15 protein-coding genes are annotated in these 15,391 nt (G+C 66.7%); 10 read left to right on the plus strand and 5 right to left on the minus strand.

Annotation, left to right across the window (positions count from 1 at the left end; translation table 11 throughout):
* Positions 1 to 116 precede the first annotated feature (116 nt).
* Complete coding sequence (locus FAZ98_RS29905) at positions 117 to 905, plus strand: SET domain-containing protein-lysine N-methyltransferase (RefSeq protein WP_158957084.1); 789 nt, start codon at positions 117 to 119, stop codon at positions 903 to 905.
* Between the two features lie 122 nt (positions 906 to 1,027).
* On the opposite strand, the gene FAZ98_RS29910 is transcribed toward FAZ98_RS29905, so the two are convergent.
* Positions 1,028 to 1,216 carry a hypothetical protein gene (locus FAZ98_RS29910; RefSeq protein WP_158957086.1) on the minus strand — a complete coding sequence of 63 codons (189 nt, stop codon included), beginning with the start codon at positions 1,214 to 1,216 and terminating at the stop codon, positions 1,028 to 1,030.
* Positions 1,217 to 1,620: 404 nt separating this feature from the next.
* Here FAZ98_RS29910 and FAZ98_RS29915 point away from each other — a divergent pair, with 404 nt between their 5' ends.
* Entirely contained in the window at positions 1,621 to 3,639 is a 2,019-nt protein-coding gene (locus FAZ98_RS29915) for a sigma-54-dependent Fis family transcriptional regulator (RefSeq protein WP_158957088.1), read from the plus strand.
* 175 nt (positions 3,640 to 3,814) lie between these two features.
* Here FAZ98_RS29915 and FAZ98_RS29920 read toward each other — a convergent pair whose 3' ends face one another.
* Positions 3,815 to 4,693, minus strand: coding sequence for an NmrA family NAD(P)-binding protein (locus FAZ98_RS29920; RefSeq protein WP_158957090.1), 879 nt, complete (start codon positions 4,691 to 4,693; stop codon positions 3,815 to 3,817).
* Between the two features lie 144 nt (positions 4,694 to 4,837).
* Here FAZ98_RS29920 and FAZ98_RS29925 point away from each other — a divergent pair, with 144 nt between their 5' ends.
* Positions 4,838 to 5,734 (plus strand): LysR family transcriptional regulator, encoded by an 897-nt coding sequence (locus FAZ98_RS29925; protein WP_158957092.1) that lies wholly within the window; start codon positions 4,838 to 4,840, stop codon positions 5,732 to 5,734.
* A 129-nt stretch (positions 5,735 to 5,863) separates the two neighbouring features.
* Here FAZ98_RS29925 and FAZ98_RS35490 read toward each other — a convergent pair whose 3' ends face one another.
* From FAZ98_RS35490 to FAZ98_RS29935, 3 genes are all read right to left on the minus strand, one after another.
* Entirely contained in the window at positions 5,864 to 6,037 is a 174-nt protein-coding gene (locus tag FAZ98_RS35490) for a hypothetical protein (protein WP_199272485.1), read from the minus strand.
* Between the two features lie 104 nt (positions 6,038 to 6,141).
* Complete coding sequence (locus FAZ98_RS29930) at positions 6,142 to 6,579, minus strand: hypothetical protein (RefSeq protein WP_158957094.1); 438 nt, start codon at positions 6,577 to 6,579, stop codon at positions 6,142 to 6,144.
* Positions 6,580 to 6,792: 213 nt separating this feature from the next.
* Positions 6,793 to 7,698 carry a LysR family transcriptional regulator gene (locus tag FAZ98_RS29935; RefSeq protein ID WP_158957096.1) on the minus strand — a complete coding sequence of 302 codons (906 nt, stop codon included), beginning with the start codon at positions 7,696 to 7,698 and terminating at the stop codon, positions 6,793 to 6,795.
* 77 nt (positions 7,699 to 7,775) lie between these two features.
* Here FAZ98_RS29935 and FAZ98_RS29940 point away from each other — a divergent pair, with 77 nt between their 5' ends.
* From FAZ98_RS29940 to FAZ98_RS29970, 7 genes are all read left to right on the plus strand, one after another.
* Positions 7,776 to 8,663: an inositol monophosphatase family protein gene (locus FAZ98_RS29940; RefSeq protein WP_199272486.1), complete on the plus strand. Its 888-nt coding sequence runs from the start codon at positions 7,776 to 7,778 to the stop codon at positions 8,661 to 8,663.
* 70 nt (positions 8,664 to 8,733) lie between these two features.
* On the plus strand, positions 8,734 to 9,369 hold the full coding sequence (locus FAZ98_RS29945; RefSeq protein ID WP_158957098.1) for an NADPH-dependent F420 reductase: 636 nt from the start codon (positions 8,734 to 8,736) through the stop codon (positions 9,367 to 9,369).
* 180 nt (positions 9,370 to 9,549) lie between these two features.
* A complete protein-coding gene (locus FAZ98_RS29950) occupies positions 9,550 to 10,785 on the plus strand; it encodes an MFS transporter (protein ID WP_158957100.1) in 1,236 nt (411 codons plus the stop codon).
* 61 nt (positions 10,786 to 10,846) lie between these two features.
* Positions 10,847 to 11,773, plus strand: a complete 927-nt coding sequence (locus FAZ98_RS29955) for a LysR family transcriptional regulator (RefSeq protein ID WP_407672159.1) — start codon at positions 10,847 to 10,849, stop codon at positions 11,771 to 11,773.
* Positions 11,774 to 11,862: 89 nt separating this feature from the next.
* A complete protein-coding gene (locus FAZ98_RS29960; RefSeq protein WP_158957104.1) occupies positions 11,863 to 13,392 on the plus strand; it encodes an amidase in 1,530 nt (509 codons plus the stop codon).
* Positions 13,393 to 13,399: 7 nt separating this feature from the next.
* Positions 13,400 to 14,761, plus strand: a complete 1,362-nt coding sequence (dsdA, locus tag FAZ98_RS29965; protein WP_158957106.1) for a D-serine ammonia-lyase — start codon at positions 13,400 to 13,402, stop codon at positions 14,759 to 14,761.
* 200 nt (positions 14,762 to 14,961) lie between these two features.
* Complete coding sequence (locus FAZ98_RS29970) at positions 14,962 to 15,207, plus strand: hypothetical protein (protein WP_158957108.1); 246 nt, start codon at positions 14,962 to 14,964, stop codon at positions 15,205 to 15,207.
* The last annotated feature ends 184 nt before the right edge of the window (positions 15,208 to 15,391 follow it).

The following is a 15,391-nucleotide window of genomic DNA, read 5'->3' on the forward strand; positions in this document are numbered from 1 at the left end:
GGGTCATGCTGATTGATCGCCGTGTGGCGGCACGCCGCGTGGTTCGAAGGGCGCTCCAGCGGGGCGCCGTGTCGCCGCGTTGGCGTGCGGCCGCCCCGGCGGGGAGGAAGCCGCCCATGTACGCAACCGAACCTGGCAAGCCCGGCAAACCGGACTCAGCGCGCACGCCGCGCGTGATCGTGCGCGAGGCGCGCCGCGGTCGCGGCGTATTCGCGCGACGCGACCTGCGCGCGGGCGAGATCCTGCTCGAATACAAGGGCGAGTGTCTCGACGAAACCACGGCGCTGGACCGCCTCGGCGCGCGTCCGTTTCTGCTGGGTCTCGGCGACGGGCGCATCGTGGACGGCGATCGCTGGGGCAATACCGCACGCTGGATCAAGCACGCGTGCGAGCCGAATAGCGCGATCGTGGAGCGCAAAGGCCGCCTGTTTGTGCGCGCCTTGCGGCCCATTCGCATGGGCCGCGAGATTACGCTCGATCATGCGCTCAGCGTGAACGCGCCCATCACCGAAACCCTGCGAATGCGCTTTGCCTGCGATTGCGGGTCGCGTTTCTGCCGCGGCACGCGGCTGCTGGTGCAGCACCCCGATCGCGCGGCGGCTGAGCCCAGGTCGCGGGCGTTGCCCGCGCAACCAGCCTCGCCCGCGACCATCCGCGTGCTCGAACGTCTGCCGCGCAACCGCATTGTCGTTTCGTGGCGCGAGCCCGGCCGCGCCTGCTATTCCGAGCAACTCTGGCTGCCGGCCATCGCCGCCGTGGCGGGGGTGTGCGCGCTCACGCTGGCGTCGTTCGAAGCCGGGGCGAGCGTGTTCCTGCCTTCGTGCGAACCGCGACCGCTCAATGTGGACGAGCGGATTCTCGCCGATGCGATTCGCGCGCTCGATATCGGGCCCGCGGCGGTTTGAGCTTTTGGCGCGGCGTGCGCGGCTCGCTTGACTCAAGTCACTTGATTCAAGCTGCCCGCGCAAGAAAAAGCCGGTAGCGTTCGCTACCGGCTCATCGGCACCCCTTGGTGCATTCCTCGCATTCAGTTGTAGCCGAGAATGGCCGCGCTCGTGATGTCGGGGCGATTCGGCACGGCGCCTGCCATGCGCAGCAAGGGCGCGCGCAGCAGGATGGCGTAGAGCGACGACGCGCTTTCGTCGGCGAAGCGGTTGCCTTCGTCGAAAAGCGAAGCCAGGTCGGACAACGAGAACAGTCGATCGGCCAGATTCATGCGGACCTCATCGGCAACGGAACACGGTGAAAGTCGAAACAACGATGCTCAGGATGGCTGAGTAATTCGTGCCGCGCGAAATGGCGGCGCGGCCGGGTGTCCGGGGCGAATCGAATCATGTTTAACGTCTCCGATGAATCATGTGGGGTTGCGTCGTGACACCCCACGTCTGGTGCACGTTCCGTACCAGCGCGCGATTTCGCCGTCCCGCCACGCGCCGCGCGAACACGCGCCGGTCGCACTGCGCCGAAACACCACAATGCCCGCGCCGTATTGTGCCGAAATCGCACAGGTCAGACCCTTGGCATTGCCATCGCGCGCGATGCATCGGCACGCATATGGCATGGACTTTGCATATGCGATACATTGCCCGGCCTGAAGCCGGGGCTATCGCGGAGGAGACGATGCACGAGGGAAATCAGACCGCCATGGATGCGGTCGCGCGGTCCAGCCACTGGCCGGTGCCGACGATCCAGAAAGCGCACGAGCGTTCCGAAACCTTTGGCCTGTGCGTCTCGGCACGGCCCGATTACGAAATCCTTTCCAGCGCCGCGCTCACGCTCAAGCGCGAGCAGAACCGCATTCTGTGCGCGCACGCCACGCCCGTGATGGAGACGCTGCACGATCAGATCGCCAACACGCACAGCATGATCGTGCTGACCAATGCGGAAGGGCTGATCCTCCATTCGGTCGGCGACGACGACTTTCTCGCGCGCGCGGAGAAGGTCGCGCTGCGGCCCGGCGCGAACTGGGCCGAGAGCCGCCAGGGCACGAATGCGATCGGCACGGCGCTGGCGGAACGCTGCGCCGTGGTCGTGCACGGCGATCAGCATTACCTGGCCGCCAACCGTTTTCTCACCTGTTCCAGCGTGCCGATCCTCGACCCATATGGCGAGGTGACCGGCGTGCTCGACGTCACCGGCGATCATCGCAGCTATCACCAGCACACCATGGCGCTGGCGAAGATGTCGGTGCAGATGATCGAGAATCATCTGTTCGCGACAACCTTCCAGGACATGCTGCAAGTGTCGTTTCATGGGCGGCCCGAGTTTCTGGGCACGCTGATGGAAGGCATCGTTGCGTTTTCGAGCGACGGGCAGTTTCTCGCCGCCAACCGCAGCGCGCAGTTTCAGCTCGGCATGCCACTGTCCGCGCTGCGCTCGCACACGCTCGCGTCGCTGTTCGAGGTCACCTGCGCGCAACTCGTCGACCGCCTGCGCGCGAGCCACGACACGCATATCACCCTGAACCTGCGCAACGGCACGGTCGTGTGCGCGCGGGCGCAGTTCAAGTTCGCGCCGCAGGTCGAGAGCGCGCGCCCGCGCTTCGCGAACGCGCGGGCGAATGCCGTATCCGGCGGGACGCCATTGGGAACGCATCCCGCGACCATGCCCGGCGCCGGGAACCGGTCGCAACTGAGCTATCTCGACACCGGCGATCCGCAGGTCGCCGCGGTCATCGCCAAAGTCCGCAAGGTGATCGGCAAGGACATTCCCGTGCTCATCACGGGCGCGACGGGCACGGGCAAGGAACTGCTCGCGCAAGCGATCCACGGCGACTCGCCGCGCCGCGCCGGGCCGTTCGTGGCGGTCAATTGCGCGTCGATTCCCGAGACGCTGATCGAATCCGAGCTGTTCGGCTACGAGGAAGGCGCGTTCACGGGCGCGCGGCGCAAGGGCGCGGCGGGCAAGCTGTTGCAGGCCAATGGCGGCACGTTGTTTCTCGACGAAATCGGCGACATGCCGTACCCGTTGCAAGTGCGGCTGCTGCGCGTGTTGCAGGAGCGCCTCGTGAATCCGCTGGGATCGACCAAGTCGATTCCTGTCGATATCGCCATCGTCTGCGCCACGCACCGCGACTTGCGCGAGATGATCGCGCAGAACCGCTTCCGCGAAGACCTGTATTACCGGCTCAACGGCCTCGTGGTGCGCCTGCCTTCGCTGTGCGACCGCACCGATCTGCGCGTGGTGATCGAACGCATGCTGGAGCAGGAGTCGCTGGAAATGGGCCAGATGCGCGCGCTGAGCGTGGCGCCCGAGGTGATGACGATGTTCGAGCAGTGCGCGTGGCCCGGCAATTTCCGCCAGCTCGGCAACCTGCTGCGCACGGCGGCCGCGATGGTCGACGACGACGGGCAAATCACGCGCGAGCATCTTCCCGACGACTTCTTCGACGATCTGCGCGGCCAGCACGCGGCCGGGCACGAGGCGGCCGCGGCGCATTTCGCCCAAACGGATTCCGTCGATGCGATTGGCGCGGGCAAGGCGCGCTTGCAGGACGTGGCGGCTTCGGTCGTGGCGCAGACGCTGGCGCGGCACGGCGGCAACGTTTCGGCGGCGGCGCGCTCGCTCGGTGTCTCGCGCAATACGATCTACCGGAAAATGCAGATGGGCGCACCCGGCAAAGCACCCGGTAACCGCTGATCCCCACGGTTCCCTCGCTGGCTGGCGGTGTGGCAGAAGTGTTCCGTGTTGTGTTCCGTTTTTGAACACTCTGTGCCGATACGAAACAACGGCAACATCGGCAACATCGCCATGAGCACCACGAAGGCAGCGCGGCGCGCCGGAGCGCAGGCTCGACGCGCCGCCTGATCGCGGGTTAGTTCGCCGCCCATTCCTTCGCGGCCGCCTGTGCGAAGTCGCGATACGAGCGCGGCGCGCGGCCGAGCAACGCCGTGAGCGCGTCGATGTCCGCCGCGCTCGCCACGGCGCCGTCCTGCTGGTAACGCTGCATCATCAGGCGCATGTCGTAGGCGAGCCAGCCCGGCGCGACCTGGCGCAAGCGGGCCTCGAGCGCGTCGAGATCGTCGCCGGCGTAGCGGATCGGGCGTTGCAGCGCGTCGGCCCAGATCGCGGCGAGGGCGTCGGCGGTGAGTGCGTCGGGGCCGACCAGTTCGTACGCCACGCGCGGCAGCGCGGTGCTCGCGCGCTCGCGGCGCAGCAGTTCGCGAGCGGCCGCCTCGCCGATATCGCGCACATCCACCATGGAAATCCCCTTCGCGCCAACCGGCATGCCGTAGATGCCGTGGCCGAGCAGCGCCTCTTTCTGGCGGCTGTCGTTCTGGATGAAGTACGCGGGGCGCAGCACGGTGGCGGGCAGATCCAGCTGCTCGATCATGCGCTCGACCGTGTGCTTGCTCGTGAAGTGCGGCACGTCGACATAGTCCGCGCCCTTGAACACCGAGAGATACACGATGCCCTTGACGCCCGCTTCACGCGCGAGGCTCAGCGCCTGCAAGGCCTGCGTGAGTTCGTCGGCGGCGTTCGGCGCGAGCAGGAACAGCGTGCTCACGCCTTGCAGCGCCGCGCGCATCGACGGGAGATCGCCCAACTCGCCCTTGACCGCCGTGACCTTGCCGCCGAACGCTGCCTTCTCCGGCGAGCGCGTGAGCGCGCGCACTTCGGCGCCGTGATTTTGCAGATGCGCGATGACTTGCGTGCCGACGACGCCCGTGGCGCCCGTAACCAGAATCGTCATGATGATTGCCTCGAATGGTGATACGTGAATGAAGGGCCGGCGTTGCTGCGTGGCGTGGCCCGGTAGGTAAAACGATAAACGTTCCGTTACGGTGCCGAAAGGCCGATAATCAAGACTAGTCGTCTCATCAATGGAACGTTCTAAATGGACCTCGCCGCGCTCGCCGATTTCAATGCCGTTGCCGAACACCGGGGTTTCGGACCGGCCAGCCGCGCCGTGGGGCGCCCCAAGGCGACGCTCTCGCGCCACGTGGCGGAACTCGAAATGGCGCTGGGCGTGCGGCTCGTCGAACGCGGCTCGCGGGCGCTGCGGCTCACCGAGGAGGGCCACGCGCTCCATGAGCGCACACGCGGCCTGCTCGCGGAAATCGACGAAGCGGGCGAGGCGGTGGCGGCGCGCGCGCCGGTGCCGCGCGGACGGCTGCGTATCAGCGCGCCGATGGTGTACGGGCATGTGGTGCTGAGCCGCCTCGCGGCGCGTTACGCGCTGGCTTATCCGCAGGTGGAACTGGAGATCGTCGCGGAAGATCGGGTTGCCGATCCCGTGCAGGACGGCTTCGATCTCGTGATTCGCATCAACCCGCCGCAGGACGTGCTGCTCGTCGGGCGCCGTATCGCCACGGACCGGCGCGTGCTGGTCGCGCCGCCGGGATTGTCGATGCCGGGGCTGCCGCGCGATGTGAGCGAGCCGCTGGCGCTGCCGGCGGTGCTACTCGGCACGCCCGCCGCCAGCGCCAGCTGGCAGATCGAGATGAGCGACGGCACGGTGCGCACGGTCGCGCCCGCACCGGTGTTGCGGATGTCGTCGTTGCTGATGGTGCGCGAGGCCGTGCTCGACGGCGCGGGCGTGGCGCTGTTGCCCGCGCTGCTGGTGGAGACCGACGTGCAGGCGGGAAGGCTCGTGCAGCTCGGCGTGGATGCGGGGCCGGCCGTGGAAATCTGGGCGCTGTACAGCTCGCGGCGCTTGCTGAGCGCGAAGGTGCGCGCGTTCGTGGATCTGTTGCAGCAGTTCGGCGGCGCGCGGCGGGGGACAGGCTTTTAGCGCGGCTTTCGCACGGCTCTTGCCCTTGCCGCGCGCTTGTATTCAACGCTTGGGGAGAACGGTTCTCGCGAGGATTCGCGCGCCTGCCGGTCGCGTAGGGGAGCGGCAGGCGCGTGTCGAACCCGCCGGCTACGACGACCGGTCGCGGCTGCGCGCGCGCGTGGCACCCGTGATCACCGCGATGCCGAGCAGGATCACCGAGACGATCGCGATGGTGTGATGCGTGACGTGCAGCGCCATCAATCCCCAGGCGACGCCGCCGATAAAAATGATCCACCCGACCAGATAGATGAGGAAGGTCATTGTGTTCTCCTTGTGATTGGCCGCTAAGCCCGCAAACGGCTGGCGGATGTGTTGTGTAGCAGATTGCGGGCCTGGGGTGAGGAGAGGGCGTGGACCGTGGGTCCTTATTCGGGCGAGGTGGCGCGGGCGTCGAACCAGTTGGAGCAGACGGGGAGAAATAGCAGCCCGGTTGCGACGGCGTTGGCGAGAAAACTCGCAGCGAAGAAGTTCAGGCCAAATTGTGCAATTGCCGCAAGCAACGCGAACGCCATGCCCACCGTCAGCACCAGTTGCAAGGTGCGAGCGAGTTTTTGACGCTGGCACAGACCCACGATGAGGCAGGCATTCATGGCGAGCCAGCAAGCCAGAAAGCCGATCGAGCCCGAGAGGAGCGCGAGATGTTTGGGCTGTGTCACGATGCTCGGCAACACGGCGATCGACAGCATCACCCAACCGAACGCGTAGATAAACCACATGAAGGCGAACAGCGTAATGGCATGACGTATTTGCGGCGGCGCGTCGGCGTGAAAGGCCGGCGTACTTTTCAATCTGTTGATTGGCATAGCGATTGAGCGTTTTCGCTCTTCCCCGTTTTTAGGTCCGGCATTTTATTTCTCACAGCCGGGGGCATTGTCGCCAATCGCGATCGCGATGTCGACCGTCCATTCTACAAACGGCATTGCCTATGCAATAACGCCGCACGAACGCAGGATCGACTCCGAAAGGCACGGGCAGCGCGGCATGTAGCGTGAATGCGAGCCGCCCGCCGCTCCTCATCAACGCGCCTTGAACATCGCCTGCGCCGCGCTAAAGACCGTTTCGCGCAGCCATTCACGCGCGCGATCACCGTCATGACGCAGATGCCATGACGCGATCACCGGCAACGCGCTCACGCGCACCGGCATGGCCGCGGTCACGAGCCCGAACGCGCGGGTCAGCGCGTGGCACGCCCGCGTGGGCACGACAACCAGCAAATCCGACGCGCCCGCCATGCACAGCGCCGCCGCCGCCGTGGGCGCGGCGGCGACCACGCGGCGCGCGAGCGATTGCGCGGCCAGTGCGTCGTCGACCGGATCGCGCAGCCGCCCGCGGCGCGAGACGATCACGTGCTCGGCGCCAGCGTAGCGGCGCGCCGTGAGTTTGTTCGCGGCAAGCGGATGGCCCGCGCGCATCGCGACCACCATCGTGTCGTGGCCGAGCAGCGTGTGGCGAATGTCGGCCTGAGCGGGAATGGCCGCGCCGATATGCAGATCGACCTGCCCCTGCCGCAATTCCGGCGCGTCCGCGGCCGCCTCGGCGAGCACGCGCAAACTCGCTTGCGGGGCCGCCTCGCGCACGCGCGCGACCAGCGCGGGACCGAGCGCGCACGCCAGCGCGTCGTGACACTGGATCGTGAAACTGCGCGTCAACTTCGACACGTCGAAGCGCCGCTGCTGCGCCAGTACTGCCTGCGCCCGCGCCACGATCGCGTGCACTTCTTCCTGAACCGATTCGGCATAGGGCGTTCGCGTCATGGTGCGGCCCGCGCGCACGAGAATCGCGTCGCCGGTCATGTGGCGGATGCGGTCGAGCGTGCGGCTCATGGCCGGCGAGCTAACGTGCATGCGCGCGGCCGCGCCGCCGACGCTGCCCTCGTCGAGCAACGCGTCGAGCGCGACGAGCAGGTTCATATCGAGTTGCATATAGGTTAACTCTGCGGTAACGGGATTTGACTTGATGTTAAGTCTGCCGCACCGAAAAATGAAGTCCGTTCGCGCTGATGCGCACTCCCGAAAGCCAGGCCGATATGGACACTCACGACTTCAAGACTCACACCGCCACGCGGCTCGCGAAGCAAGCCGCCTTCATTGCCAGCGACGGCGCGCTGCTCGCCGCGACCGTCGTGGCCGTGCGCGCGGCGGGCGACGCGATGCTGCGCCGCTTCGACACCGCCACGCGTACGCCCGACGATCTGCGCGATCTCGTGCGCGCCATTCACGCCAACGACGACGCCTCGCTGGCCGTGCTGCGGCCGCTGCTCACGCAGGCGCGGCCCGGTGCGCGCTGGGTCGAGGACGAACTCGAGGGCGGCGCGCTACCCGCGGGCGAGTGGTGGCTCGTGGATGCCGTCGAGGGCAACGTCAACCACGTGCACGGTCTCGCGGAATGGGGTGTGAGCGCGACGCTGATCCGCGACAACGCGCCGGTTCTCACCGCGATCTACGAGCCGGTCGCGCAACGCCTCCACAGCGCGCTGCGCGGCGGCGGCGCGGCCTGGCTCAACGGCGTGCCGATGCGCGCCTCGACGAAAACGGAACTGCGCGCGGCCATCGTCGCCACGGGGCAGGCGAAGCCCGGCGAGAGCGAGGCAACGTGGCGGCGCCTGGGCGTCTCGATCACGGCGATGCTGCGCGCGGCGCTCGTGGTACGCGCGACGGTGCCCGCCACCTTCCAGCTCGCGCAGGTCGCCGCGGGCCAGATCGACGGTTTCTGGCAGTACAGCAACGTGCGCTCGGGGCAGGCGGCGGGCGCGCTGCTCGTGGCGGAGGCGGGCGGCATCGTCACCGATCTGCGCGGCGAACCGTGGACGCTCGCCAGCGACGACTTTCTCGCCTGCGCACCCGGCATTCATGGTGAATTCGTCGACGCATTGCGCGAGGTGGCCTGAGCGCCGCCGTCGACACATTCGAAACCCCACGCAAACTCACTCACTTATTCGATCAGGAAGATCACTCATCATGAACCTCGGTATTCTTGGCGCGGGACGCGTCGGTGCATCGCTGGCGCGCGCGTTCGCGGAAAAAGGCCACACTGTCACGCTCGGACATCGCGATCCGCAAGCGGGCGCGGCGCGCTGGCAGGGTCCGCCGGTCCATCACGCAACGCTCGCGCAAGCGGTCGCGGCCGCGCCGCTCGTCATCAACGCCACGCCCGGCGATAGCTCGCTCGAAACGCTCACGGCATTGCGCAACGCGCTGCGCGGCAAGACCTTGCTCGATGTGGCCAATGCGAGCGAGCGCCTGCCCAACGGCATGCCGGGCGGCCTGCTGTATCCGGGCAGCAGTCTCGCGGAACGCTTGCAGGCCGCGCTGCCGGAAACGCAGGTGGTGAAGTCGCTCAACACGATGTTCTTCAGCGTGATGACCGCGCCCCAAAGTCTCGCGACCGCGCCCAAGGTATTTCTGAGCGGCAACGACGGCGCCGCGAAGGCACAGGTGCGGGCGCTGCTTGCCGAGCTGGGCTGGGCCGACCATGCCATGCTCGATCTGGGTGCGATCGCTTCGGCGCAGGCAACGGAGGCGCTCATGCTGATGGTCCCGCACGTGATCCGCGCGGCCGGGTTCCGGCCTTTCGCGCTCACCGTGGCGGACTGATACGCGGCGCAAAGCCGCGGTTCGCCGGGCGTCTCCAGTGAGTTTTCGCGAACGCAGCGATCTGAATATGTCACTTGTCGGCCAAATTACGGCTACTTACGATCGTTTCGACTAGTCGCGGTGGGACTGCACGGCACAGCCGGCGCGGGCCCGGTCTTCTCTCTCCGGCGGATGCCCAGCATGATCGACCCCAATAAAAGCAGACGAGCCAGCCTCGCGGTATTTGTACTGCTCTACCTCGGCTATTGCATTTCCTATATCGACCGTTCCGCGATCGCGCTCTCGCTCGTCGCCATCGGCAAGGAATTTCATGTGGGCTCGGCGGCGCTCGGCGTCGTCATGAGCACGTTCTATATCAGCTACGCGGCCATGCAGATTCCCGGCGGCTGGATCGCCGACCGTTGGGGCAGCAAGAAGGTCATCTTCGTTTCGGTGGCGTTCTGGTCCGTGTTCACGCTGATGACCGGACTCGCGTGGTCGCTCGCCTCGCTCATCGCCATCCGCTTCATCTTCGGTCTTGGCGAAGGCGGTTATCCGGGCGCGGCGGTGAAGGGCGTGACCGAATCGTGCGCGCGCGCCGACCGGCCGAAGATGTCGGCGCTGCTGATGTCGTCGAATTACGTGGGCAGCTTCGTCGCGCCGCTCGTGATCGCGCCGCTCATTCTCACGCTCGGCTGGCGGCATGCGTTCGTCGTCGCGGGTATCGCGGGTCTCGTGTTCGCGCTGTTCTATCTGTTCGCGGTGAAGGACACGCATCAGAAGCGCGATTCGGCAGGCCGTTCCGCGCGCATCGACGGCGCGGCCACGCGCGCGCTGCTGAAGATGCCGCTCATGTGGAAGATCCTGCTCACGTGGTTCGGCATGGGCATCGTCAACAAGGGACTCGATGCGTGGATGCCCGCGTATCTGCTCACCGAGCGTCATCTCGACCTCAAGGCCGTCGGCATGCTCACGCCGCTGCCGTTCGTCGCGGCGAGTATTTCCACGGCGCTGGGCGGCTGGATTCTCACGCGCTGGTTCGACGGCCGCGAGAAGTGGCTGATGGCGGCCTGCTGCGCGATCTCCGGCTTCTTCCTCTACGAGATGTACACGGCGCAAACGGTCACGGGCGTGATCGCGTATCAGTCCATCGTGTACTTCTTCAAGTCGTTCGTGTTCGCGGGCGTCTTCGCGCTGCCGGCCAAATTCCTGCCGCAGAAACTCATTGGCACGGGCGCGGGCATGGTCAACTTCGGGGGTCAGGTGGCGGGCTTCGTCGCGCCGGCGGTGATCGGCGTGCTGGTCTCGGTCACGGGCAACTACAACGCGGTGTTCGGTTTCCTGATCGTGGCCACGGCATTCGCGCTCGTCACCAGCCTGTCGATCCGGCTCTCGCCCGAGGCGGATGCGCGCATCGGCGCGACGGGGGAAGCCTGATCGCGGTTTCACCCGGACTGGCGCTATGATGGAGCGTTTCGCGTCCTCCCGTCCGTCCATCATGAGCGCCCGCATTCTTCAGGAAGCCGCTGTCCGCTACTTTCTGGAAGTCGTCAACACCGGCTCCGTCGCCGACGCGGCCAGTCGCCTGAACGTCGTGCCGTCCGCCGTGAGCCGCCAGATCGCGCGGCTCGAAAGCGAACTCGGCACGCCGCTGTTCGTGCGACAGTCGCGCGGCATGGTGCCGAGCAAGGCGGGCGAGATGCTCGCGGCGTATGCGCGCCGCTCGCAACTCGACGCCGAGCAGATCTCGCTGGAAATCGACGCGCTGCGCGGCGAAGCCGAACGCACGATTCGCATCGCGTGCACGGAAGGCTTCGCGGCCACGTTCCTGCCGCGTGCGATGGCCGAATTCCGCCGCAGCGTGGCGCCGGCCTCGTTCGAAGTCGTTGTCGATACGGCGGCGGGCGTCACGCAGCGCGTGCGCGAAGCCGAATGCGACATCGGCCTCACGTTCAGCTTCGGTCCGGCGAAGGACATACACGTGGCGTTCTCCGCGCCGTCGCCCGTGTTCGCAATCGTGGCGTCGTCGCATCCGCTGGCGGCGTCCACGCAGGTATCGTTCCGCGAATTGCTCGCGTATCCGCTCGCCTTGCCCGGCGTGCATTCCACGCTGCACAAACTCATCGACATTTATTGCAGCCGCGAAGGCGTCGCGTGCAAGAGCGTGCTCAGCAGCGCGACGCTCGAAACGCTGCTCGGCTTCACGATCGCGAGCGACGCCGTCACCTTCAGCGGCGAACTCTTCGTGCGCCCGCGTCTCGCCTCGGGCGAACTCGTTGCGTTGCCCGTGCCGGAACTGACTACCAGCGAGCGCGCCATCGAGATTCAAACGCTCGCGCGGCGCGCGTTGCCGCCCATGCTGCAAGCGTTCATCGAGCGTTTGAGCGACGAACTCGCGCCTGCCGCGCGCGTTGAGCAAAAGTGAATTGACCGTTCGATAAACGTCACTGGCGGTCGTTTTTCTCGTCGTCTACATTGGGCGAACTCTTGCCTTGTTGCTCAAAGGATTGCTCGATGAACGACCGTCACGAACTCACTCGTCTTAGCGCCGTTGCGTTGCGCGCGTTGTTGCAGGCGCGCGAAATTTCCGCCGTCGAATTACTCGAAGCGTGCATCGCGCGCATCGACACACTCAACCCTTACGTCAACGCCATCACGGCCACGAGCTTCGACCGCGCGCGCCGCGAAGCGCTCGCCGCCGACGCCGCGGTTGCCCGTGGCGAGGCCGTGGGCATCTTGCACGGCTTGCCTATCGGCATCAAGGATCTCGAAGAGACCGAAGGCCTGTTGACCACGTACGGCTCGCCGCTCTATCGCGCCAACGTGCCCGCGCAGGACAACACGCTGGTGCGCCGCGTGCGCGCGGCGGGCGCGATCGTGGTCGGCAAGACCAACGTGCCGGAAATGGGCGCGGGAGCGAACAGCTTCAACCCGGTGTGGGGCGCGACGGGCAATCCGTTCGACCCGCGCCTGAACGCGGGCGGCTCCTCGGGCGGTTCGGCGGCGGCGCTCGCGCTCGACCTCGTGCCGCTCGCGAGCGGTTCCGACACCGGCGGCTCGCTGCGCATTCCCGCGGCGAAATGCGGCGTGGTGGGTCTGCGCACCTCGCCGGGTCTCGTGCCGAGCGATCGCAAGCCGCTGGGCTGGACGCCGATCGCCGTGGTCGGGCCGATGGGGCGCACCGTGGAGGACACGTGGCTGCAACTCGCGGCCACCGTGGGCCAGTCGGGCAGCGATCCGCTCGGTTATCCGTTCGCGATGAGCGCGACGATGGAAGGCCGCGCGCCCACGGATCTCTCGGCCTTGCGTATCGGTTACACGGAAGACTTCGGCGTCTGCGAAGTGGACGACGAGATTCGCGCCGTGTTCCGCCGCAAGATCGCGTTTCTGCGCGGCAAGGTCGCGGTGTGCGAGCCGGTCGAGGTGGACTTCGAAGGCGCGCATCGCTGCTTCGACGTGCTGCGCGCGGAGGCCTTCGTCGCCGGTCTGCAAAAGGCGTATGAAACCAACCCCGACTTGCTCGGCCCGAATCCGCGCGCGAATTACGAAATGGGTATCGGCCTCGGTCTCGCCGACTGCGTGCGCGCGCACGCCGACCAAACGCGTTTGTTCCGCCGCTTCCAGACGCTGTTCGACCGCTACGACGTGATTCTTTCGCCGACCACGCCGGTCTCGCCGTTCGCTTGGGCGCAGCCGTATTTGAAGTCGGTGAACGGCGTCGAACTGGAAAACTATTATCGCTGGCTTTCGCTCACCTACGTGGTGACGCTCGCGACCAATCCGGCCTTGTCGCTGCCGTGCGGTGTCGATCATCGCGGCATGCCGTTCGGACTCCAGATGATTGGTGCGTTTCGCGGCGATCTCGCGCTGCTTGATGCGGCGCGCGCGTTCGAAACGCTTTTCGCGACCGCCGACGAAACCCGCCGCCCGATTCCCGACGCCGCGAAGCTGCGGGAATCGACCGTCGACCTGAAATCCATCGTCACGCATCCGCCTGTGCTCGATGCCGTGGCGGCCTCTCACGTTTCCGCCTCCGCAGTCTGATACGACCATGACCGATTCCATCTACGGCAAGCCGCTCGACGCGTGGCTGCGCGACTTCCCGCTCATGCGCGAGCTGCTTGAGCTGCAGCCGGTCGAGTGGTTCAACCCGGCTGTCGCGCCGCTCGCCGAAGCGCTCCACGATATTCCGCTCGACGCCTCGCATGTCGCCGACGCGAGCGCGCGCCTGCAACGCTTCGCGCCGCTACTCGCGCAAGCCTTCGCCGACGTGCGCGAGGCGGGCGGCATCATCGAGTCGCCGTTGACGCCCGTGCCCGCGTTCGCGCAGGCCGCGAGCGAGCGCTACGGTGTGGAAACGCCGCGCCGCCTGCTGCTGAAGCAGGACAGCCATCTACCGATTTCCGGGTCGATCAAGGCGCGCGGCGGCATCTACGAGGTGCTGTTTCATGCCGAGCAACTCGCGCTGCGCCACGGCTTGCTCAAAGAGGACGACGATTACCGTGCGCTCGCGGGCGACGCGTGCCGCGCGTTGTTTCGCGAGCACAGCATCGCGGTGGGATCGACGGGCAATCTCGGCATGTCGATCGGCATTGCGAGCGCGACGCTCGGCTTCACGACCACCGTGCACATGTCCGCCGACGCGCGCCAGTGGAAGAAGGACCGCCTGCGCGCGCACGGCGTGACGGTGGTGGAATACGCGGGCGATTACGGCGAGGCGATCGAAAGCGGGCGCCGTCTCGCGGCCCACGACCCGATGTGCCATTTCGTGGACGACGAAAACTCCACCACGCTGTTTCTCGGCTATGCGGTGGCGGGCGAGCGCCTGAAGCGCCAGCTCGACGCGGCGAACGTGCCGGTGGATGCGGCGCACCCGCTGTTCGTGTATCTGCCGTGCGGCGTGGGCGGCGGACCCGGCGGCGTGGCGTTCGGGCTGAAGCTCGCGTTCGGCGACGCCGTGCATTGCGTGTTCGCGGAACCCACGCACTCGCCATGCATGTTGATGGGCGTGATGACCGGCTTGCACGAGAAACTCGCGGTGCAGGATTTCGGCATCGACAACCTGACGGCCGCCGACGGTCTCGCGGTCGGGCGGCCTTCCGGCTTCGTGGGACGCGCGATGCAGCGCATGATCGACGGCTATTACACCGTCGACGACGGCGAGTTGTACGCGCTGCTCGCGCTGATGGCCGAGACGCAGGAGATCCGCCTCGAGCCTTCCGCGCTGGCGGGCGCGCCGGGGTTCGCGCGCGTGGCGAAGGCGCCGCAGGACTACCGCGAGCGCATGCGGTTCGACGCGGCGGCGCTGCGCGACGCCACGCACGTGATCTGGGCGACGGGCGGCGGCATGGTGCCGGAAACCGAAATGCGCGCGTATCTGGAAACAGGGCGCAAGGCGTTGAAGGGCGCTTGATTGGGGCGTTGCTTGAGACCGGGTTGAAGCATTATCGAGCCTCGATCCGGCCCGGATTGGGGCGCGAGCGCCGCTGCCCGAGACTGGGCGGGCGGCCCGGCGGCGCCGACAGGCTAACCGGGCGACGCCCGGAACGCGGCCCATCTTCAAAATCTGCTTAATCGTCTAAAGTTTGCGGGTCCTGTGCCGAAAATCCGGCCATGACGCGCAAACACTCCCCCTCCCCCGAAGACGACCCGATCTGGGCCGAGGCACGCGCACTCGAAACGAGTATTCGCGCCATCCGGCGCGCTCAGGGCAAAAAGAACCCGGAGGATTTTCCGCCGGACAGCCCCGAGTGCCTGGAGGCGATGGAAGCGTTCGTGCGCGACGTCGGGCGTATTCTCGGCCTCTACGTGGGCGGCGGGGCCGCGGAGGACGACGGGGAACTGCACGGCACGGAATAGACCGGGAGCGAGCGAGGTCGGCCGGAACGGTAGGCGCCCCGCGAGTTTTCAAAACACGCCGATTATCCCGTTTGTATGGCGAGCGCACACGGAAACGTTTGCCGTCGTAATTAATTGGCAGACGTGTTTATCTATTTCGAGCCCGCTCGAGCGGGTCAAACGCATTCCGTTGTTATTATCGATG

Origin of the sequence: Paraburkholderia acidisoli (assembly GCF_009789675.1) — a bacterium.
In the GTDB taxonomy this organism is placed as follows: Bacteria; Pseudomonadota; Gammaproteobacteria; order Burkholderiales; family Burkholderiaceae; genus Paraburkholderia; species Paraburkholderia acidisoli.